At 55.7% G+C, this 20,551-nt stretch carries 18 protein-coding genes; 7 read left to right on the forward strand and 11 right to left on the reverse strand.

Translation table 11 applies throughout. The features are described 5' to 3' along the window. Positions 1–97: 97 nt before the first annotated feature. Entirely contained in the window at positions 98–412 is a 315-nt protein-coding gene (locus E5C26_RS18345) for a hypothetical protein (RefSeq protein ID WP_135317578.1), read from the reverse strand. Positions 413–589: 177 nt separating this feature from the next. Here E5C26_RS18345 and E5C26_RS18350 point away from each other — a divergent pair, with 177 nt between their 5' ends. Together E5C26_RS18350 and E5C26_RS18355 are read left to right on the forward strand one after the other, a co-directional pair. Next, positions 590–1,222 (forward strand): response regulator transcription factor, encoded by a 633-nt coding sequence (locus tag E5C26_RS18350; protein WP_135317579.1) that lies wholly within the window; start codon positions 590–592, stop codon positions 1,220–1,222. Further along, positions 1,219–3,003, forward strand: coding sequence for a hybrid sensor histidine kinase/response regulator (locus E5C26_RS18355; protein ID WP_135317580.1), 1,785 nt, complete (start codon positions 1,219–1,221; stop codon positions 3,001–3,003). Before E5C26_RS18350 ends, E5C26_RS18355 begins: the two co-directional genes overlap by 4 nt. A 76-nt stretch (positions 3,004–3,079) precedes the next feature. Here the strand turns inward: E5C26_RS18355 and E5C26_RS18360 are convergent, their stop codons facing one another. Next, positions 3,080–3,913 (reverse strand): enoyl-CoA hydratase/isomerase family protein, encoded by an 834-nt coding sequence (locus tag E5C26_RS18360; protein ID WP_135317581.1) that lies wholly within the window; start codon positions 3,911–3,913, stop codon positions 3,080–3,082. A 126-nt stretch (positions 3,914–4,039) separates the two neighbouring features. Between E5C26_RS18360 and E5C26_RS18365 the strand changes: the two genes are divergently transcribed. Next, positions 4,040–4,414: a winged helix-turn-helix transcriptional regulator gene (locus E5C26_RS18365; RefSeq protein ID WP_135317582.1), complete on the forward strand. Its 375-nt coding sequence runs from the start codon at positions 4,040–4,042 to the stop codon at positions 4,412–4,414. Between the two features lie 119 nt (positions 4,415–4,533). On the opposite strand, the gene guaA is transcribed toward E5C26_RS18365, so the two are convergent. Together guaA and guaB are read right to left on the reverse strand one after the other, a co-directional pair. Further along, complete coding sequence (gene guaA / locus E5C26_RS18370; RefSeq protein WP_135317583.1) at positions 4,534–6,111, reverse strand: glutamine-hydrolyzing GMP synthase; 1,578 nt, start codon at positions 6,109–6,111, stop codon at positions 4,534–4,536. 101 nt (positions 6,112–6,212) lie between these two features. Further along, a complete protein-coding gene (gene guaB / locus E5C26_RS18375; RefSeq protein WP_135317584.1) occupies positions 6,213–7,676 on the reverse strand; it encodes an IMP dehydrogenase in 1,464 nt (487 codons plus the stop codon). 170 nt (positions 7,677–7,846) lie between these two features. Here guaB and xseA point away from each other — a divergent pair, with 170 nt between their 5' ends. Next, positions 7,847–9,223: an exodeoxyribonuclease VII large subunit gene (xseA, locus tag E5C26_RS18385; protein ID WP_135317585.1), complete on the forward strand. Its 1,377-nt coding sequence runs from the start codon at positions 7,847–7,849 to the stop codon at positions 9,221–9,223. 6 nt (positions 9,224–9,229) lie between these two features. Here the strand turns inward: xseA and E5C26_RS18390 are convergent, their stop codons facing one another. After that, a complete protein-coding gene (locus tag E5C26_RS18390) occupies positions 9,230–11,596 on the reverse strand; it encodes a glycoside hydrolase family 31 protein (RefSeq protein WP_135317586.1) in 2,367 nt (788 codons plus the stop codon). Positions 11,597–11,607: 11 nt separating this feature from the next. Then, positions 11,608–12,915: an MFS transporter gene (locus tag E5C26_RS18395; protein WP_135317587.1), complete on the reverse strand. Its 1,308-nt coding sequence runs from the start codon at positions 12,913–12,915 to the stop codon at positions 11,608–11,610. 365 nt (positions 12,916–13,280) lie between these two features. Between E5C26_RS18395 and E5C26_RS18400 the strand changes: the two genes are divergently transcribed. From E5C26_RS18400 to E5C26_RS18410, 3 genes are all read left to right on the forward strand, one after another. Next, positions 13,281–14,363, forward strand: a complete 1,083-nt coding sequence (locus E5C26_RS18400; protein ID WP_135317588.1) for a LacI family DNA-binding transcriptional regulator — start codon at positions 13,281–13,283, stop codon at positions 14,361–14,363. Between the two features lie 83 nt (positions 14,364–14,446). After that, a complete protein-coding gene (locus E5C26_RS18405) occupies positions 14,447–15,472 on the forward strand; it encodes a M4 family metallopeptidase (RefSeq protein ID WP_135317589.1) in 1,026 nt (341 codons plus the stop codon). Continuing rightward, positions 15,472–15,813, forward strand: a complete 342-nt coding sequence (locus E5C26_RS18410) for a protealysin inhibitor emfourin (protein ID WP_135317590.1) — start codon at positions 15,472–15,474, stop codon at positions 15,811–15,813. Before E5C26_RS18405 ends, E5C26_RS18410 begins: the two co-directional genes overlap by 1 nt. Before the next feature lie 4 nt (positions 15,814–15,817). Here the strand turns inward: E5C26_RS18410 and E5C26_RS18415 are convergent, their stop codons facing one another. The 5 genes from E5C26_RS18415 to E5C26_RS18435 form a co-directional block, all read right to left on the reverse strand. Continuing rightward, complete coding sequence (locus tag E5C26_RS18415; RefSeq protein WP_135317591.1) at positions 15,818–16,039, reverse strand: zinc ribbon domain-containing protein; 222 nt, start codon at positions 16,037–16,039, stop codon at positions 15,818–15,820. 13 nt (positions 16,040–16,052) lie between these two features. After that, complete coding sequence (locus E5C26_RS18420; RefSeq protein WP_135317592.1) at positions 16,053–17,009, reverse strand: AEC family transporter; 957 nt, start codon at positions 17,007–17,009, stop codon at positions 16,053–16,055. Positions 17,010–17,110: 101 nt separating this feature from the next. Next, positions 17,111–18,595 carry a ribosome biogenesis GTPase Der gene (gene der, locus E5C26_RS18425; RefSeq protein ID WP_012146313.1) on the reverse strand — a complete coding sequence of 495 codons (1,485 nt, stop codon included), beginning with the start codon at positions 18,593–18,595 and terminating at the stop codon, positions 17,111–17,113. Between the two features lie 130 nt (positions 18,596–18,725). Further along, positions 18,726–19,907 (reverse strand): outer membrane protein assembly factor BamB, encoded by a 1,182-nt coding sequence (gene bamB / locus E5C26_RS18430; protein ID WP_135317593.1) that lies wholly within the window; start codon positions 19,905–19,907, stop codon positions 18,726–18,728. An 11-nt stretch (positions 19,908–19,918) separates the two neighbouring features. Further along, positions 19,919–20,539: a YfgM family protein gene (locus E5C26_RS18435; RefSeq protein ID WP_135317594.1), complete on the reverse strand. Its 621-nt coding sequence runs from the start codon at positions 20,537–20,539 to the stop codon at positions 19,919–19,921. Between the last annotated feature and the right edge of the window lie 12 nt (positions 20,540–20,551).

Raw genomic sequence — 20,551 nt, forward strand, 5'->3', positions numbered from 1 at the left:
CGCCAGCTTATTGCCCCCCAGCGCTAATGCCCCGATGCCAAACTTATTGGGCTTGCGGATCAATACTGATTTCCCCTCGGCTCACGCCCACAGGAGATTATTTATGCGTGACAACCGGTGTACAGCTCGGGGCGGTCAGCGATGGCGCAGATCCTAAAAACCCAGGCATCATCATCGAAGAGCAGTCGAAAATCCGCCCTTTTTCAGTGGTGGCGCGGTAAGAGAGTTTTTGTCCACCCAGTGCGTCGGGCTGAGCGCCGTTAACATTGGTCACGGTAATTTCGTCTGATGATCCCAGACCCAGCATTTTAGCCGTTTCCGCCTGCAGCAAAGGTATTGCCTGATCGGTTTTCAACGTTGAACAACCGGCGACCAGTAAAGTCACGGCCAGAGCGATAAATGGTTTCTTCATAAATTATCCTTTTCAACCAAACAGATCCAAACGCTGAATGGCTCTATGTTTTATCTTATCCAAATCCCCGCATAATATATTTCTCTTTCCTAAACGAAAAAACCCTCCTAAAGTAGGGAGGGTGGATAATAAAAGATTATTGGAACCATCCGATACGTTTATACGAAGGAGATAGCTTTGGGACAGGAGTATGCACTGGTCGTTGATGACCATCCTTTGGTGGCAAGTGGCATCGCCAATTTTCTTAATACGCATTGTCGATTTAAACATGTCCACATGGCGACCAACGAAGATCATTGCTATCGCCACATTATGCTAAATGGCCCTCCTCGTTTAATGGTTATCGATTTTTGGTTATCCAATGGCACTGCTCTTAAATTACTCAAAGAGGTGAGTGAACGTTATTCGCAAATTCGCTTACTGGTAGTCAGTGGCGACGACAACAATGAAATAGGGCAAAAGGTTCGAGAAGCCGGCGGCCATGGTTTCGTGCTTAAAAATGAATCTCCTGAATTATTCGCCAAAGCCGTAGCCACACTCATAGACAATCGACTATGGTTTCCTCAGGATAGTGCGACGGGTGTAATTCCCGTTCAAAACCATCTGCAAAATTTAAATTTAACACCGCGACAGATTGAAGTGCTTGCCATGATGTTACGTGGTTTCCCTAATAAAAGAATAGCCTCACAACTTTCTATTTCAGAACCCACAGTGAAAGAGCACATCAGTAATATTCTGAAAAAGATAGGTGTGAATAGTCGGGTGGAAGCGATCACCCTGATCCACGGCAGATCGGGGCCGTTGCAATGAAGTTACTTCAATCTTTACAAGATGATGGTATTTCTCCCCGGGCGCAAATCCGTTTGCTGGACAATACCTTTATACGCCTGGTATTTAGCTTCAGCGCAGTACCCTTTGTTGGCATTCCTTTTGCTATTTGGATTTATTTACTGGGTGAAACCCTATGGCCGATTACTATCTGGATAGTCTTATATTTGTTCTGTGCCGTCGCCATCAGGTTATGGCATCGCAGCTATAAAAAAGAAACAGAGACAAAAGATGCAGAGGTTATTCTTCGCCGCTGGCTCCCCCATATCAATAAGGTTGCCTTTGTTCATGGGCTGGGTATTTCTTCCTTATATTTAATCACCCCACAGATAAATAACTTTGATTTCTTCCTGCTGTTAAATATCAGCATAGCGGCTATCGTCGCGGCCAATGCAACACACTTAACACCCGTCATTAGCACCTTTACCCTGTTTTTCTTCTCTTGTTGGGGCATGCTGAATATTGGCATCATCTGGCGATTAAACGATGTCATGCTCATTGTACTGATGCTTAACCTGCTTTATGGGTTCGCCATCTACCGCCACGCATTGAGTTCCCATAAATTCTTTATCCAGCAGGCCCGCCTCGAAGAGCAGAGTTCCCGTCTTGCGGAGCAATTCAGGCAGGCTAAAGAGGAAGCAGAACAGGCCTTATTGGATAAAAACCAATTTCTTACTACCGCCAGTCATGATTTGCGTCAACCGGTGCACGCCATGGGTTTTTTGATCGAAGCCATCATCCATAAAAACCGCGATGTCACGCTCATCCCCCAGCTATTGGATCTGCAGCAAAGTGTAAGATCCGTGCATCTTATGTTTAATTCCTTGCTCGATCTCAGCAAGATTGAATCCGGCAACGTCAGCACAGCAACGACCCATGTGGACATTGGAACGCTGCTCGACTCGGTAATTACCCTGTTTCGTGAAGAGGCGAATAGTCGGAAATTGTCATTGCGGACCTGGCGGCCCAAGCGACGAATTCTCGTGGTGGGCGATCAGCTACTCATCAGGCAGTCACTGATTAACCTGATACAAAATGCACTGCGTTACACACCCAAAGGCGGCGTATTGATCGCGATCCGCCCGCAAGGGAGTGAATGTCTGTTCGAGGTGTGGGATACCGGCGTTGGCATTGCCGACGAAGAAAAAGGTAAAGTCTTTTCCCCTTATTATCGTCCCGAACTGGCGTGGAAAATCGATAGTGCCGGTCATGGATTAGGGCTGGCGGTAGTGGCACGCTGCGCCAAGCTGATGAAGGTGAAATACGGCATGCACTCCGTTGAAGGCAAGGGTTCCCGTTTCTGGATGCGCTTTGCCCTTTACAACGGAGAGTGCGAGCTACCTGAAAGCGCAAACAGTTACTCAAATACCATTACTCCCATCCGCTATGCGCCGTTATACGGTTCCTGCCTAGTGGTGGACGATGACCCGCTGGTGACTTCCGCCTGGTCGAGTTTGATGAGCACCTGGGGCCTCACCGTACGTTGTGCGGCCTGTGCAGAGGAGGCGTTTGCGATTATCGATGAAGGCTTCAGCCCTTTTGCCGTGCTGTGCGATCAACGGCTCCGTTCTGGCGAGAGCGGGTTCGATATATTGAAAGCGCTGTTTGAACGCCTGCCGGATACCAGCGGTGCCATGGTCAGCGGGGAATTTAACTCCCCCACTTTGCAAGAGGCCGAGCAGGATGGTTATCTGGTACTGCGAAAACCGCTGGAACCCGCAAAGCTCTATGCATTGCTGTCGCAATGGGCATCCTCCTGTTAGCCAGGAGGCTTTATACCGGTGAACCCATGCCGGAATTTCGCTTCCGCATGGGTCCGACTTCAGAAGAAGCATCCCTTTAGATCTCAAGACCGCGCAGCAGGCCTTCAAGGTTTCGCTCGCCAGTCCGGGTCTGGGCACCTGCCTTAAGCCCACCGCGAATAAGTTTTTCTGCTGCGGGGCGTGCGAACAGCCCTGCCCAGGCATCGTGCTCACGATAAAAGCCTTCCCGCAAATCCGGTACAGGCATCGCCTGTTTGGCTGCTGCGATAACGCCCTCGGGCAATGCCGCGATATTGCGAGCCAGCCGATCGACGAAGTCATCGAGTTCAGCGGCAGGTAATGCACGATTGATCCATCCGTAACGTTCTGCCGTAGCCGCATCGGTCAAATCGGCACCCAGGATCACTTCAAGCGCACGACCACGCGTCATCCGGCTGGTCAGATATTGGGTAGCCCCACCGCCGGGCGTGATGCCCATCAAGGCCTCACACTGAGCCAGCCCCGCCAGCCCCTCGGCGGCAAACGCCATATCGGCCGCCGCGACAAACTCGGCACCACCGCCACGTGCCAGCCCGGCAAGTTTGACGATCGTGACCTGCGGCTGCTCCCGCAAAAGCTCGCCAAACGCCTGGAACGGATTAAGGCCTTCAGGCGCATGGCGTGCAAGCTCATCGAAAGCGTGCGGCTCATCGATTAAGGTCATGTCGACATGAGCAATAAAAAACTCGGGATTTGCGCTCTGGAATACCAACACTTTCACCTTGGGATCGTGGCGAACAGCCACAAGAAAGCGGCTGATCTCCGACATCAAGGACACATCAAGAACATTTACCGGGGGATTGTCGATCGTAATCGTCGATACGCCATGGTCATGGGAAATACTCAGCCTGCCGAAATCAGTATCAGTCATGTCAATTTCCTGGGTGGTTGGGAAGAAATGAGCACCGGGTTTGGGTGCTGTTCACCACATGGTATACTTTGCATACCTAGGGTCAATTACGCACTTTAAACATCCCAGGGATGCTGGAGGATACCGATGAACGAGACCGATCCTGTCTACCGGGCCGACTGCCCAAGCCGAATCATTCTCGACCAGATCGCAGATAAATGGTCGATGATGGTGCTGGAAGTGCTTCGTGAGCCACGGCGTTTCAACGCGATTAAGCGCCGCCTTGACGGCGTCACTCAGCGCGTACTGACCCAGACACTGCGCAAGCTTGAGCGCAACGGCATGGTGAAACGCAGAGTTCTGGATGGGCGGGTACTGGGCGTGGAGTATTCACTGACCCCACTCGGCCAATCGTTACAGGAGCCGTTTGCAATCCTGTTCAATTGGACGCTGGGGAATATGGAGACGATTCAGGACTGCCAGAGAAAATATGATGAGCAAAGCCAACAGGATGACAATTGAGGTTGGCAGCCTCAATTCCCCAGTGATAAATAGCCCCTCACATAATAAAAAAATCCCGCAGTTACGCGGGATTAGATGTGATTGCTGTTATTTAGCGCCAGCCTAGGCCGGCCACTAAATCATTCCCACTCAATGGTAGCCGGTGGCTTGCCACTGATGTCATAAACTACACGGGAAATACCGTTCACTTCGTTGATGATGCGGTTGGACACGCGGCCGAGGAAATCGTACGGCAGGTGCGCCCAATGCGCGGTCATAAAGTCGATGGTTTCCACTGCGCGCAGTGAAACAACCCAGTCGTATTTACGGCCATCGCCCATCACGCCCACCGAGCGTACCGGCAGGAACACGGTGAATGCCTGGCTGACCTTGTTATACAGATCGGCCTTGTGCAGTTCTTCGATAAAGATGGCATCGGCACGGCGCAGCAGGTCGCAATACTCTTTCTTCACTTCGCCCAGCACGCGCACGCCCAGACCTGGCCCCGGGAACGGGTGGCGGAACAGCATGTCGTACGGCAGGCCCAGTTCCAGACCAATTTTTCGCACTTCATCTTTGAACAATTCTTTCAGCGGTTCGACCAGACCCAGCTTCATCTCTTTCGGCAGGCCGCCCACGTTGTGGTGCGACTTGATCACGTGCGCTTTGCCGGTGGCAGAAGCGGCGGATTCGATCACGTCCGGGTAGATGGTGCCTTGCGCCAGCCATTTCACGTCGGCCTGTTTGCAGGCTTCTTCGTCAAACAGCTCAACGAACACGCGACCAATGATTTTGCGCTTGGCTTCCGGCTCGTCAACACCGGCCAGGGCGTTCAGGAAGCGATCTTCTGCCGCTACGTGAACGATGTTCAGGCCGAAGTGGTCGCCAAACATTTCCAGTACCTGGTCGGCTTCGTTCAGGCGCAGCAGGCCGTTGTCGACAAACACGCAGGTCAGGCGTTTGCCAATGGCGCGGTGCAGCAGCATGGCGGTAACGGAAGAGTCTACGCCACCGGACAGGCCGAGGATCACGTGGTCTTCACCCACCTGCTGACGAATGCGCTCTACCGCATCTTCAATGATGGTGGCCGGGGTCCACAGGGCTTCACACTGGCAGATATCCAGCACGAAACGCTCCAGCATGCGCTGGCCCTGACGGGTGTGGGTCACTTCCGGGTGGAACTGCACGCCGTAGAAGCGTTTTTCTTCGTTGGCCATAATGGCAAACGGGCAGGTATCGGTGCTGGCAACGGTCACAAAGTCAGCCGGGATAGCGGTCACTTTGTCGCCGTGGCTCATCCACACGTCCAGCAGTGGTTTGCCGGCCGGGCTCAGGGCGTCTTCGATGTCGCGCACCAAAGCGCTTTCGGTGGTGATTTCCACCTGGGCATAACCGAACTCACGCTCGTTGGAACCTTCTACCTGGCCACCCAACTGCATCGCCATGGTCTGCATGCCGTAGCATACGCCCAGCACCGGGACACCGGCAGTGAACACGTATTCTGGCGCGCGCGGACTGTTGGCCTCGGTGGTGCTTTCCGGGCCGCCGGACAGGATGATGCCGCTTGGATTGAATTCGCGGATTTGCTCTTCGCTAACGTCCCAGGCCCACAGCTCACAGTAAACGCCGATTTCGCGCACGCGGCGGGCTACCAGTTGAGTGTATTGCGAACCAAAATCCAGAATAAGGATGCGATGCTTATGGATATTTTTTGTCATGTGAGGCGAATTCCAGCAACAGAGAAAAAGAGCGAAAATAGTGTTTTCGGGGTGAAGCGTTACGCCCCACCCCGGCTTCTCCCGCAGGAGAAGTTAAAGCATTAACCCATGCGGTAGTTCGGTGACTCTTTGGTGATGGTCACGTCATGCACGTGGCTTTCCTGAATGCCGGCGCCGCTGATACGCACAAATTCAGCCTTGGTGCGCAGCTCGTCGATGGTGCCGCAACCGGTCAGGCCCATACAAGAGCGCAGACCGCCCATTTGCTGGTGAACGATGGCTTTCAGCATGCCTTTGTAAGCCACGCGGCCTTCGATACCTTCCGGCACCAGTTTGTCAGCGGCGTTATCGGTCTGGAAGTAACGGTCGGAAGAGCCTTTGGACATCGCCCCCAGTGAACCCATACCGCGATAGGATTTGAACGAACGCCCCTGATACAGCTCGATTTCGCCCGGAGATTCTTCGGTACCCGCCAGCATGGAGCCGACCATCACACAGGCTGCACCTGCCGCGATAGCTTTGGCGATGTCACCGGAGAAACGGATGCCGCCGTCGGCGATAACCGGGATACCGGTACCTTCCAGCGCTTCAACCGCGTCGGCGATAGCGGTGATCTGCGGGACACCAACGCCGGTAACGATACGAGTGGTACAGATAGAACCAGGGCCGATACCCACTTTCACTGCGCTAACGCCGGCATCAGCCAGTGCTTTGGCGCCTGAAGCGGTCGCGACGTTGCCACCAACGATCTGCAGGTCCGGGTATTTGGCGCGGGTTTCACGAATGCGCTGCAATACGCCTTCGGAATGGCCGTGGGAGGAGTCAATCAGCAGGACGTCAACACCGGCAGCGACCAGCGCATCAACACGCTCTTCGTTACCTGCACCAGCGCCAACCGCAGCACCAACGCGCAGACGGCCATGCTCGTCTTTACAGGCGTTTGGCTTGCGTTCCGCTTTTTGGAAGTCTTTGACGGTGATCATGCCCAGCAGATGGAACTGGTCGTCTACCACCAGCGCTTTCTCAACGCGTTTTTCGTGCATTCTCTGCAGCACGACTTCACGCGCTTCACCTTCTTTCACCGTGACCAGGCGCTCTTTCGGCGTCATCACGGCGGTAACAGGCTGGTTCAGATCGGTAACGAAGCGAACGTCACGGCCGGTAATGATGCCGACCAGCTCGTTTTCTTCGGTCACGACCGGGTAGCCGGCAAAGCCGTTACGCGCGGTCAGTTCTTTCACTTCTTTCAGGGTGGTGGTCGGCGTTACGGACTGTGGGTCAGTGACCACGCCGCTTTCATGTTTTTTCACGCGGCGGACTTCTTCAGCCTGACGCTCGATGGACATGTTTTTGTGGATGAAGCCTAAACCGCCTTCCTGCGCCAGCGCGATAGCCAGATTGGCTTCGGTAACGGTATCCATGGCTGCGGACAGCATAGGGATGTTCAGGTGGATGGTTTTGGTCAATTGGGTGCCGAGCTCAGCGGTATTAGGCAGAACCGTAGAGTGAGCTGGAACCAGGAGAACGTCGTCGAATGTCAGTGCTTCTTTTGCGATGCGTAGCATGGGCAATATCTCACCAGAGTGGGCTGTGAAAAAGATAAAATATTGCCGCGGCATTATACAGAGCGTAATCGGTTGCCTCCAGCACTTTCTCACAAAAACTCTTGATTACCTTTTTCAGCCATGTAGTATCGACCAATTAAGTGCTTGTTTTGAAATTTGATCTGGGTCACATGTCGCTACCTGTTTCGCCGTCTATTTTTACCGTAAGCCGCCTGAATCAGACGGTTCGACAGCTGCTGGAAATGGAAATGGGCCAGATTTGGCTCTCCGCAGAAATTTCCAACTTCTCCCAACCCTCTTCCGGCCACTGGTATTTCACGCTGAAAGACGATCGTGCGCAGGTCCGTTGCGCGATGTTCCGCAACACTAACCGCCGCACCACTTTCCGTCCGCAGAATGGCCAACAGGTCCTGGTTCGCGCCAGCATTACGCTGTATGAACCCCGCGGCGACTACCAGCTGATTGCCGAAAGCATGCAGCCTGCCGGTGACGGCCTGTTGCAACAGCAGTTCGACCAGTTGAAACAGCGCCTGAGCGCCGAAGGCCTGTTCGACCAACAGTTCAAACAACCCCTGCCCAGCCCGGCCAAACGCGTCGGGGTCATTACCTCCGCCAGCGGTGCGGCGCTGCACGATGTGTTGCAGGTGCTGCAACGGCGTGATCCTTCACTGCCTATCATTATTTATCCTACTTCGGTGCAGGGTGCAGAAGCGCCATTGCAGATTGTGCGCGCCATCGAAACGGCTAACCGCCGCGACGAGTGTGACGTGCTGATCGTCGGCCGTGGTGGCGGTTCGCTGGAAGATCTGTGGAGTTTTAATGACGAACGCGTGGCGCGGGCAATTTTCTCCAGCCGCATTCCGATCGTCAGCGCCGTCGGCCATGAAACCGACGTCACCATTGCCGACTTTGTCGCCGACCTGCGTGCGCCAACCCCTTCCGCCGCCGCCGAACTGGTCAGCCGCAATCAGCTGGAGCTGCTGCGCCAGTTGCAGTCCCAGCAGCAGCGGATGGAAATGGCGATGGATTACTATCTGGCCCAGCGTCAGCAACAGTTCACCCGCATCAACCACCGCTTGCAGCAACAGCATCCACACCTGCGCCTGGCGCGTCAGCAGACGCTGTTGTTCAAACTGCAGCGGCGGTTGGAAGATGGCATGCAGAACCAACTGCGGGTCTCTTCACGCCGCAGCGAGCGGGCGCAACAGCGCTTGGCGCAAATGCAGCCACAGGCACGCATTCATCGTTACCAGCAACGCGTACAGCAGCAGGAATACCGACTGCAGCAAGCGCTGGAACGGCAGCTCAATGCCTGGCGTCAGCGCTTTGGCGTAGCCTGCAGCCAGCTTGAGGCAGTCAGCCCACTGGCAACGCTGGCGCGTGGCTACAGCGTGACGCAAACCCCACGCGGCGAACTGCTCAAAACCACCAAACAGGCGCAGGTAGGTGAACTGCTGAAAACCCGTTTGCAGGATGGCTGGGTGGAAAGTGAAGTCAAAACCATCACCCTGGCCAAAAAGCCGCGCAAAAAGCGCGCGGCTGAATAATTCCGCTTATTCCAGCGTAAAACTGTCGCCGGGCGCGCCGTTGATCCACAACTCGCGGGCTTCTCCGGCAGGCAAGCTGAAGGTCAGGGTTCGCCATGCCGGTTTAAAGCGGCCCTCGGTGGTGATGTTCAGCGTGATGCGCTGATTGTCACTGAGCATCTCCCAGCGCAGCCACAGCGCGTCGCCCTGCTGCCAGCCATAACTTTCCCCGTCATCTTCGAATAACAGCCCAGAAGCGCTGCCACAGCCTTTTTGCGGGAACAACTTAAGCTCACGTCGATCATCTGCCATTACGTCAACATGCGCCAGGCGGGATGACAATGGCAATGCCGCACCGGCACGCACCAGCAGCGGCAAGCGCTCCAGCGGGGCTTCCAGCACCACCGTCTGGCCGCCACTGAACCACTGGCCGCTGTAGAAGCAATACCAGCCATCGCCGTTATCCGGCAGATACACCGGCCGCTGGCGTTGTCCCTGCTCCACTACGCTGGCCACCAGCAGATCGCGACCAATCATAAAATCATCGGTTTCTTTCAGAGTCTGCTCGTCATGCTCATGGTCGAGGAAGGTCGGGCGCAGCATTGGCTCGTCGTCGGCACTGGCCTGCCACAACAGGGTATAGAAATACGGCATCAGTCGGTAACGCAGGTTAATCGCCTCGCGTACCGCCGGGGTGGCGGCCGGATACATCCAGGGTTCGTTAACCGTGGCGTCGTCATTCCAGGAGTGAATGGTAAAACGCGGATGCATCACACCGTTTTGCACCCAGCGCACCAGGAGTTCGGCGTCCGGCTTGTCACCGGAAAAACCGCCGACGTCGTGCCCCAGGTTATACAAGCCGGACAGGCTCATGCCCAACCCCATGCGGATGTTGTAACGCAAAGTCTGCCAGTTGGTGCGGTTGTCACCGCTCCAGGTCTGCACATAACGCTGCATGCCGGCGCAACCGGAACGCGAGATCAGGTAAGGCCGCAGTTCGGGAGCAAAGCGTTGCTGAGCCTCCATTGAAGCGCGCATCATCAGTAGCGGCATCACCGGGCGAATGTGCTTGATGGCGATAGGTGTGCCAAAGCCGTGGCAACGCGCTTCTCCGTCCCAGACTTCGTATTCGTTATTGTCATTCCAGGTGGAATCGATGCCCATCTCCAGCAGCTGCTGCGTCACGCCCTGCTGCCACCATTGCACTGCCGCCGGATTGGTGAAGTCGAGGTGCGAGCCCTCGTCATCCCAAAAGCTGGAGCGTTCCGGCCGGTCGCTTTCGGAATCCCGGATAAACAGCCCCTGATCCGCCGCCTGCTGATACTGCGGATGATCCTGCAATAGGCACGGCTTGATGTTGGCCGCCAGCTTTAACCCGGCATCGTGAAACGCCTGACTCAGCTGTTTGGGCTGTGGCACCTTGTCGTAGTTCCAGTTGAACACGTAGCGCTTATTGCCGATAGAGGTATAACCCGATGACAGCTGGAAGGAGTCGCAGGGAATATCATGCTGGCGGCAGAGCTGAATAAACTGCTGTAGCTGCTGCTGCGCGTCCGGCGCATCGGTGTAATGCATGGTGGAGCCGCTGTAGCCCAGGCTCCATTTCGGTCCAAAGTGACTCTTGCCGGTCAGGCGCACAAACGCCTTGGTCACGTCCAGCACCTTGGGGCCGAGGAACAGGTAATAATCCAGATCCCCCGCTTCGGCCTGATAGCGGCGATAGGCCAGATGGTAGTTGTCGATCTCATTGCCCAGATCCAGCCAGCAACTGCTCAGGTTGTCGTAAAACAGCCCGAAACTGGCCTCTTCCCCGCGGGTAATAGTGAACGGAATGTGCTTGTACAACGGATCGGTGCTGGCGGCGTTGTAGCCCATGGCGTCCAGGTTGCGCATTTCAAAGCGACGACCGCTGCGCTCCAAATCACCGGCCTTCTCACCCAGGCCGTAATAACGCTCACTAGCCTGACGGCGCTGATAGTGGGCCACGCCGTCGCCATGCGGGTTCAACAGGTAAGCGCTGGTTGGCCGATCGGCGGCCAGCGGGCGCCATTCACCGGCGGCGTTGCAGTGCTCCCATTCCAGCCACAGCGGCTGATGCACGGTCACGCGCAGTGCAGACGTCGTCACCACCAGGCGATCGTCATGTTGCTGCAACTGATAACCCGGCAGGCCGAAGCCGGCCACGCTCAAGCGGTCACGCCCTTCCCAGGGCACATCCGTCTGCGGTGCGATGCTCCAGGTACGATCCAGCGCCAATTCGCCATTGCGTTTAATCAACACGCGGAACAGGTCGTTTTCCAGCACGTACAGGCAGAACAGGTGACGTTCGTCGACCAACAGCTCAATGCGATCGGCGTACTGACCGGTCAACATCCAGTTTTTTAAGGTTTTCATAGGTATCCAACTTAACTATTGAGTGTTTTTTTACCGCCGCGTTCGGCGATTAAGGCAATCAGGAATACGGCACCGATCAGGTCGAAGAAGCCCATGGCGATAAACAGCGGATTGAAACCGACGGTATCGGAGACCGCGCCGATCAGCAGCGTGAACAGGAAGCTGGCGATCCAGGCGCTGGAGCCGCGCATACCGTTGACCGTCGCTACCTGATTTTTATCGAAGGATTCCACCACCAGCGCGCTGAGCATGCAGGAGATCACCTGATGGCCGAAACCGCCGATCGAGATCAGAGCGATCGCCACGTAGGGATCTTTGGTGATCGCGACGAACGCCAGCGAGACCATCATGAATGCGCCGGTGACCGAGCTGGCCACCACCGAGTTGACGCGGCTGCAGCCAAACCATTTACGGTACAACGTGGTGAGATAGCCGCTGGCGACGCTGCCGATGTCCGCCGCCAAAAACGGTAGCCAGGCAAACATGGCGATGTGTTTTAAATCCATACCGCGTTCGGTAGCCAAATACAGCGGCACCCAGAAACTGAATACCGCCCAGGCCGGTTCGGCGAGAAAGGCCGGAATGGCAATGCCGTAAAACTTTTTGTTACGGCAAAGAATGGCCAACGACTTGAAGAAAGGCAGTCGGGGTAACTCCGGCTCGTTGTCTTCGCGGATCAGATCCAGCTCCTGCTGGCTCAGATTGGGGTGCTGCTGCGGCGAGTGGTAGAACCGCCACCACAGCACCACCCAGAGCAATGCCAGCGCACCGGAAAACAGGAAAGCGCCCTGCCAGCCAAAGGAGACGTGGGCAATGACGATGATCGGTGGTGCCAGCATGGCGCCGATAGAAAATCCGACGCCCGCCCAACCGGCGGCGATGGGCCGTTCCTTTTTCGGGAACCAGTCGGAAATCGCTTTGGCGTTGGCCGGCGTGGCCGCTGCTTCTGCCCCGCCCATAAAGAAGCGCAGGATCGCCAGCTGCACCCAGGTGCCGGCCCCGGCATGCATCATGCAAACCACCGCCCAGATGCTGGCGCAGATCAGGAACCCCATCTTCAGGCCAATCACATCAATCAGCCAGCCGCAGATCGGCTGAAATACCGTATAGGCCAATTGGAACGACGCCACCACCCAGGAATACTGCTCGGTGGTCATGTTGAGGCTGGTTTTCAGCTCCGGCGCCAGGATACCCAGCGAGTTGCGAGTGATGTAGTTAACCGTGACACCCAGCAGAAACAGCGCCAGCATCCACCAGCGCAGTGATTTAAATTTACGCCGGCCGCTGGCGACGACCGTCTGATTAATTTCCACACTCATCTGTCTTCTCTCCACGACGGCTGCCCGGTGACACAGCGCGTTTTTTGGTAGGGTACGTTTGGCTAGCGAAGGTATGGGGGGTATTAAATTGCATTGTGCTTCCCAGAAGCAGGCGCCTCACCTTCACAACCACATGATTTATTTTCATTTTATTTATAATTCAGTCCACTAATTGGACTGATAAATCTATAAAGTTGGCATACCAATTCAGACTAGCCAGCCGGAAGCGTGAGCGAAACGTGGTTTTTTGCAAAAGTTTTCATGCAAAGGATAAAAGCTCGCCATAATGGCGATCAAAGCCTGACAGTACGCTGAAAAAATGCAGTGAAAATATTTTCATCGCCAAATTTGAAGGAGATCACAGAATGAACGGAAAGCTGAAAATACAGGAAATTGCCCACCAAACCGGGTTGTCGATCAGCACCGTTTCACGCGTTTTAGCCGGCAAATCCAATACCAGTGCCGAAGCCCGCCAGAAGGTGCTGGCCTGCGCCCAACAGAAAGGGATCCTGCAGGGAATTTCCAGTGGCCGACTGATGCTGAACAGCGTGATGGTCTTCGCGCCACAACGCGCCTTTGACGTACGTACCGATATTTTTTACTACAAAGTGATCCAGGGCATTACCGCCGCGCTGGCGGAGCATGAAGTGCGTATTCGCTATTGCGGGCTTGAAGAACTGCACAGCGACGGCGCGCTGTTTCTGGAAAAGATGAGCGATCCGCAGACCCAGGCGGCGCTGATTATCGGTATCGATGACGAGCATATCCACCAGTTAGCCGCCGATCTGAATAAACCCTGCGTACTGATTAACTGCAGCGACCGGCAAATGCGGCTCGATAGCGTGTCACCCGACCATCAACTGATTGGCGAATTCTCCGCCAATTACCTGTTCCAGCAGGGCCACAGCCATATTCTGAACCTGCAGTGCCTGCGTCGGCACACTATGGAGCTGCGGCTGGCGGGCATTAAACAAGCCTATGCGCGGCACAATATCGCCTTCGACGAGGGCCGCCATCTGGTCACCACCTCCGGTTTCGGTAGTGAAGAGGCCGAGCAGGCACTCACCACCTTTATCAACCGGGTCAGTCAGCGCTCGCAACTGCCGACGGCCATTCTTGCCGGTGGCGACTATATGGCGGTCGGCGCGGTCAAGGCACTCAACAAATTGCAATTGAGCGTACCCGGTGATATTTCGGTAATGAGCACCGACGGTTTTAATCTGGCGGAAATTCATGATGTGCCGCTCACCTCGGTGCATGTGCCGCGCGATGAGCTGGGCTATGAGGCCATTCAACTCCTGCAGCGCCGCATGCTGCGTGCCGATGCGCCCCCGTGCAACCTGCTGCTGCACGGCAAGCTGGCGGTTCGCGCCTCGGTCAAACGCGTCAGCCCCCATAAAACCAACCCGGCGGTCAGCACTCATGATCACCGCCTTTACGATGTCTGAACTACACTTAGTGGCTGAATCCTTATAGATACCCTGTAGCTTGAAAGATGACGGGTAAAATTTTTTGCCTAAGGAGAGCCACTATGCCGACCCTAACCGCACGATCGGTCATCCCCCCTTATATGCTGCGCCGGATCATCGAGCACGGCAGCCTGCCGCAGCGCGACTGCGCATTACACACTCTAAACCACGTTCAAAGCCTGCTCGGCAACAAGCCACTGCGCGCCCCCGGAGCGAAAACCTCGACCGGTGGTGAAGTCATCCGCGATATTTTTGATGCCGAAAACGGCACCCAACTGCCGGGTAAGCAGGTGCGTAATGAGGGCCAGGCCAGTAATCATGACGTGGCGGTGGATGAAGCCTATGACTATCTCGGCGTCACCTACGATTTCTTCTGGCAGGCATTCAAACGCAACTCGCTGGACAACCGGGGCCTGCCGCTGACCGGCAGCGTGCATTACGGCAAGGAATACCAGAACGCCTTTTGGAACGGCCAGCAAATGGTCTTCGGCGACGGTGACGGCGAAATCTTTAACCGCTTTACCATCGCCATCGACGTAGTCGGCCACGAACTGGCGCACGGCGTGACCGAAAGCGAAGCCGGGCTAATTTACTTCCAGCAGGCCGGTGCGCTGAATGAGTCGCTGTCTGACGTCTTTGGTTCTTTGGTCAAGCAGTTCCATCTCAAGCAAACCGCGGATAAGGCTGACTGGCTGATTGGCGAAGGCCTGCTGGCGAAAGGCATCAACGGCAAGGGCCTGCGTTCGATGTCGGCGCCCGGTACCGCCTACGACGATCCGCTGTTGGGGAAAGATCCGCAACCAGCCGACATGAAACACTACATTCAGACCAAAGAGGATAACGGCGGCGTCCACCTCAACTCCGGCATTCCCAACCGCGCCTTCTATCTGGCGGCCACCGCTCTGGGCGGCTTTGCCTGGGAGAAAGCCGGTTACATCTGGTACGACACTCTTTGCGACAAGGCACTGCCGCAGGACGCTGACTTCGCTACCTTTGCCCGTACCACGGTGAAACATGCCAAGCAGCGCTTCGACAGTGCGGTGGCGGACAAGGTGCAGCAGGCCTGGCACCAGGTGGGGGTGGAGTAATGAAACCCTTGCCGGCACTCAATCAGGATACGGTCATTGAGCTGGCGCGTGAAGGCGGCTTCGCCTTTATTCCCAAACTGGCGGGCCAGCGGCGCATTGCGCTGGCCGACATTACGCCAGAGCAACGGCAGCGCCTGAATCAACTGTTGAACCAGGCGCTGCCCTACGCCCAGGAAGAGGGGCAACCGGACTCACCCGGCTGCGGTGACCAACGTTATTTTCGCGTGCAGATCAGCTACTACAGTCAGGCCCTGTGCAGTGAAATCGTACTGCTGATCCCGGAAACCAGCGCCCCGCAGGCGTTGGTCGACCTGTGGAAAACCGGTCAGGTAGATGAGTGAATGCTTACAACGGTTGATAACTGAATAACACCCGCTTTTTGGATATCAACCCATGGCCGTTCTGGCACAGGTAGTCCACCGCGCCGCAGGCCTTAAGCTCTTGTAACGGCTGCCCGCAATCCGGGCAGTGGGCCAACTGCTGATAATCACTGTTACAAGCGGCGCAATGGTAGTGACCATTCACCCACTCCATTGTTTGTTCGCATTGCGGACACTGCGCTTCCATAGTCACTCCCTGGTTAAATCACGCCCCATGAGCGTAAGAAATAGATGCCCAGCGCGGTAGTGAAAAAAGAGCCGACGGTGGTGATGGCGATAATATTCGCCGCCAGCGTGGCATTGCCCCCCATCGCACGCGTCATCACATAGCTGCCAGAAGCCGTAGGCGTAGCCGAGAACAGGAAGATAATCCCCAACGCCGCGCCGTGAAAACCGCACAGCCAGCCACTCAGCGTCATTATCACCGGCACGACAAACAACTTGGCCGAAGAGGACAGCGCTGCCACGTTGGACGAGCGAAACATGGCGCGCAGATCCAAACTGGCCCCGGTGCACAGCAATGCCAGCGGCAACGACAGTGCGGAGATATAGCTGCCCGTCTGCCTGATCACCTGAGGTATCCCCAGACCGGTCTGCGCATAAGCCAGCCCGCACACCAAGCCGATAATCAGCGGATTGGTGACGATACTGCGCAACAGCGACAGACGGCTGATCCGCTTGCCCTGTCCGCCCTGCAGGCTGCGCGTGAGGGTAATCACTGACAGTATGTTAAACAGGATCACCGTCACCGTCAGGTACAACGATCCTAACGCCACACCCTCACTGCCGTAAGCGGTCATGGCATAGGCCAGGCCGACAATGGCGGTATTGGCGCGGAAGCCCCCCTGCACAAAGACACCACGCTCACGCGGCTCTTTGACCAGCCAGACGGCAGCCACTTCCAGCAACAAAAAGGTGGCGAGAGTACCGATAGCGCCGAAGATCACCAGCGGCAGGTTATCCAGCAGCTGTGGGTGGTTGGTAGCGATGCTGAAAAACAACAGACAGGGCAGCGCCAGGTTAAACACCAGTTTGGTGGCGCCGTCGATAAAACGGTCGTCCATCAAGCGCCAATGGCGCAGCAATATGCCCAGCAACATCATTAACAGATTGGGTACGGTGACGTTGAATGCAAAACTCCAGGTTTCCCAGGACATGATGTTCCTTCAGGCTAACGGCGGTAATAGTCAGATAATAAAACGATTTCGATCCAATAAAAAAGGGCGCGGTAATCATACCGCGCCCCTAATACTGATTATTAGCCTTTTTTCAGGTGGCTCATCAGGCGTTTACGCTTACGCATCTGGTTCGGCGTCAGCAGGTTGCGCTTGCCGGCAAACGGGTTCTCACCCTCTTTGAACTGGATGCGGATTGGCGTACCCATTACCTTCAGAGAACGACGGAAGTAGTTCATCAGGTAGCGTTTGTACGAATCGGACAGATCGGTCACCTGGTTGCCGTGGATCACCACAATCGGTGGGTTATACCCACCGGCGTGCGCATATTTCAGCTTCACGCGGCGGCCACGTACCAACGGCGGTTGGTGATCGTCGGCAGCCATCTGCATGATTTTGGTCAGCATGGAGGTGTTTACGCGGCGGGTCGCACACTCGTAAGCTTCCAGTACCGAAACGAACAAGTTACCAACGCCGCTGCCATGCAGGGCAGAGATAAAGTGAATGCGGGCGAAATCGACAAAGCCCAGACGCAGATCGAGCATCTCTTTCACGTGATCGCGATCTTCCTCGCTCATGCCGTCCCACTTGTTGACGACAATCACCAGTGAGCGCCCACTATTGAGGATAAAGCCGAGCAGCGAGAGATCCTGATCGGAAATGCCTTCGCGTGCATCCACCACCAGCAACACCACGTTGGCGTCTTCGATCGCCTGCAGGGTTTTGATTACCGAGAACTTCTCTACGGTTTCCGTCACCTTGCCGCGCTTACGTACCCCGGCGGTGTCAATCAGCACGTATTCGCGCTCGTCGCGGACCATCGGGATATAGATGCTGTCACGGGTCGTGCCCGGCATGTCGTATACCACGACACGATCTTCGCCGAGGATGCGGTTAGTCAGTGTGGACTTACCTACGTTAGGACGACCCACAATAGCCAGTTTGATTGGCAGATCCTGCGGGTTGAAGTCGTCTTCCGGCTCTTCTTCTGCGCCTTCGAGGGTTTCACCTTCTTGCTCGGCCCAATAAGCGGCGTTAGCCTCTTCTTCGGTCAGCTCGACTTCTTCCGGCTTTTCACCAACGAACGGCACCAGTACGTGCTCGATCAACTGCGCTACGCCACGACCGTGGGAAGCCGCGATTGGATGCACGTCGCCCAGGCCCAGCGAATAGAAATCGGCGGCGGCCATGTCTGGATCCATACCGTCGGTTTTGTTGGCGACCAGGAAAGTGGCTTTCTGGCGGTTGCGCAGATGCTGGGCAATGCCCAGATCGGCCGGCATCAGACCGGCGCGAGCATCGACCATAAACAGCACAATGTCTGCTTCTTCGATCGCCAGCAGCGACTGACCGGCCATGCGTGTTTCAACGCCGTCTTCGGTGCCGTCAATGCCCCCGGTATCGACGATAATGAATTCATTACCCTCAACCTCAGCACGACCATACTTGCGGTCTCGCGTTAGCCCGGGGAAATCCGCCACCAGCGCATCGCGCGTATGGGTTAAACGGTTAAACAAGGTGGATTTACCCACATTCGGGCGCCCTACTAGCGCGACGACAGGTATCATTGTGAAGCCTCATTACTTAATAATCAATGCGTTACTACACTATGGATAGACACCAGAAGTGCAGCTTATAAAAATACGAAACGGCCCCTGAACATTCAGGAGCCGTTGGCAATCCGTGCGACGATCGGCGTTAGCGGGTGAAAGCGTAAACTTTTCCGCCCTTCGCCTGGATGACCAGCTTATCGCCTGCTACCACCGGCGCAGACAGGAAGCCGGAGCTATCCACTTCCTGCTGAGCAACAAAACGGCCGTCCGTGGTGTTAATCCAGTGCAGGTAACCTTCAGAGTCACCGGTCACCAGGAAACCATTGTACATCACCGGCGGAGTCAGGTTGCGGTGCAGCAAATCGCTCTGCGTCCATACGGTCACGCCACCTTCGGTGCTCAACGCCACCACGCGATCGTTCTGATCGATAAGGTAGATGCGACCTGCATCAACGATAAAGTCGTTCACCGAGCCCAGTTCACGCTTCCACATGACCTGGCCGGAACGCAGATCCAACGCCGTCAGGTTGCCATTGTAACCTAATGCGTAGACAACGCCCTCAACAATCACCGGCGTAGTGTCGACATCGTTCAAACGATCGATTTCGGTCGCGCCGCTCGGCTGGGAAATACGTTGCTGCCAAATCAGCTGACCTTGCTGCATCAGCACGGCATTTACGCGACCGTTATCACCGCCAACAATGGCTGCGCCAAAGGCAACGGCTGGTGCGGATTCACCGCGCAACGACAGTGAAGGCATGTCCAGGTTAACCGTCCACTTCACCGCGCCGTCAGATTCGTTCAACGCCTGCAGCAAACCGTTGGAGGTGTGGATCAGTACCATACCGTCGCTGATCACCGGACGTGAAATCGCTTCGCCGGCCACCTTGGTTTGCCAGGCTACAGTACCGTCTGAGGTATTGAGCGCGTAAACCACGGCTTTCTCACTGCCAACGTAAGCCTTGTCACCCGCTACCGCCATACCGCCCGACAGCAGTGCCGGCAGGTTGCTGGAGAAGAAGCCGGTTTTCTCAGAGAGATCAACCTTCCACTTTTCGTTACCGTTGTCGGCATCCAGTGCTTTCACGATGCCATGACGATCGGCGGCGTAAATAGTGTTGTCCTGGAAAGCAGGACGCAGGTGAGAATAGAACTCACCGACACCGTCACCGACCGAGGTACTCCACGCCTTGTTCGGCGTGAACTGATTTTCAACTTTCGGCAGCGGCGACATGGTAACCACGTCTTCTTCACTGTTGAACAGTGAGCAACCACTCAGCAAGGCAACGGAAACCAGTCCGACCAAGAGTGTTTTACGCAATTGCATGGGAATTCCCCTTAGCTGGACAAGTTATTCAATTTCATGCGCAGCAGAACCTGCAGCGCCTGAGAAGCGTTAGACTCAATGCCTTTACTGTAAGCTTCGCGTGCACCTTTGGCGTCACCTTTCGCCAACAGTACGTCGCCGCGCGTATCTTGCGCCATCGCCGCCCAGCCTTCGCCTTTCACGCCATCCAGCGTTTTCAGCGCGTCATCCAGCTTTTTCTCCTGCAACTGGACACGCGCCAGACGCAGGTTAATCATCGAAAGCATGTTTTCATCTTTGGTCTGGCCCTGCGCCAACACCAATTGTTTATCTGCCTTGGCAAAGTCATTCTGCTCAACAAAATGCTTCGCCAGCTCCAGAGAGGCCAGCACGCCGTAGCTGTTGCTGTTGGCCTGGGCAAACTTCTCCGCGGCGGCGACATCATCCGGCTTACCGACAGCCAGACGATCGCTGGCTTCCTGATAAGATTGGGACGCAGCCATCATGTTGGAGTTTTCGTGGCTCTGCCAGTAACGCCAGCCGACCAGGGCACCAATTCCGAGCACCACGCCCACTGCCAGCGCTTTGCCATTCTCGGCAAAGAACCGACGCACGGCGTCGACTTGTTCGTTTTCAGTGGTATAGACTTCCACGGTGTCCTTCTC

Source organism: Serratia proteamaculans (genome assembly GCF_004684015.1).
In the GTDB taxonomy this organism is placed as follows: Bacteria; Pseudomonadota; Gammaproteobacteria; order Enterobacterales; family Enterobacteriaceae; genus Serratia; species Serratia proteamaculans_F.

What these genes read in the sequence shown, in the direction of transcription:
- E5C26_RS18365 (WP_135317582.1), top strand. Translation starts at nt 4,040, where the DNA reads ATGAACGAGACCGATCCTGTCTACCGGGCCGACTGCCCAAGCCGAATC.
- E5C26_RS18415 (WP_135317591.1), bottom strand. Translation starts at nt 16,039, where the DNA reads ATGGAAGCGCAGTGTCCGCAATGCGAACAAACAATGGAGTGGGTGAAT.
- E5C26_RS18420 (WP_135317592.1), bottom strand. Translation starts at nt 17,009, where the DNA reads ATGTCCTGGGAAACCTGGAGTTTTGCATTCAACGTCACCGTACCCAAT.
- guaB (WP_135317584.1), bottom strand. Translation starts at nt 7,676, where the DNA reads ATGCTACGCATCGCAAAAGAAGCACTGACATTCGACGACGTTCTCCTG.
- bamB (WP_135317593.1), bottom strand. Translation starts at nt 19,907, where the DNA reads ATGCAATTGCGTAAAACACTCTTGGTCGGACTGGTTTCCGTTGCCTTG.
- E5C26_RS18345 (WP_135317578.1), bottom strand. Translation starts at nt 412, where the DNA reads ATGAAGAAACCATTTATCGCTCTGGCCGTGACTTTACTGGTCGCCGGT.
- E5C26_RS18400 (WP_135317588.1), top strand. Translation starts at nt 13,281, where the DNA reads ATGAACGGAAAGCTGAAAATACAGGAAATTGCCCACCAAACCGGGTTG.
- E5C26_RS18410 (WP_135317590.1), top strand. Translation starts at nt 15,472, where the DNA reads ATGAAACCCTTGCCGGCACTCAATCAGGATACGGTCATTGAGCTGGCG.
- guaA (WP_135317583.1), bottom strand. Translation starts at nt 6,111, where the DNA reads ATGACAAAAAATATCCATAAGCATCGCATCCTTATTCTGGATTTTGGT.
- E5C26_RS18395 (WP_135317587.1), bottom strand. Translation starts at nt 12,915, where the DNA reads ATGAGTGTGGAAATTAATCAGACGGTCGTCGCCAGCGGCCGGCGTAAA.
- E5C26_RS18390 (WP_135317586.1), bottom strand. Translation starts at nt 11,596, where the DNA reads ATGAAAACCTTAAAAAACTGGATGTTGACCGGTCAGTACGCCGATCGC.
- E5C26_RS18360 (WP_135317581.1), bottom strand. Translation starts at nt 3,913, where the DNA reads ATGACTGATACTGATTTCGGCAGGCTGAGTATTTCCCATGACCATGGC.
- E5C26_RS18405 (WP_135317589.1), top strand. Translation starts at nt 14,447, where the DNA reads ATGCCGACCCTAACCGCACGATCGGTCATCCCCCCTTATATGCTGCGC.
- xseA (WP_135317585.1), top strand. Translation starts at nt 7,847, where the DNA reads ATGTCGCTACCTGTTTCGCCGTCTATTTTTACCGTAAGCCGCCTGAAT.
- der (WP_012146313.1), bottom strand. Translation starts at nt 18,595, where the DNA reads ATGATACCTGTCGTCGCGCTAGTAGGGCGCCCGAATGTGGGTAAATCC.
- E5C26_RS18355 (WP_135317580.1), top strand. Translation starts at nt 1,219, where the DNA reads ATGAAGTTACTTCAATCTTTACAAGATGATGGTATTTCTCCCCGGGCG.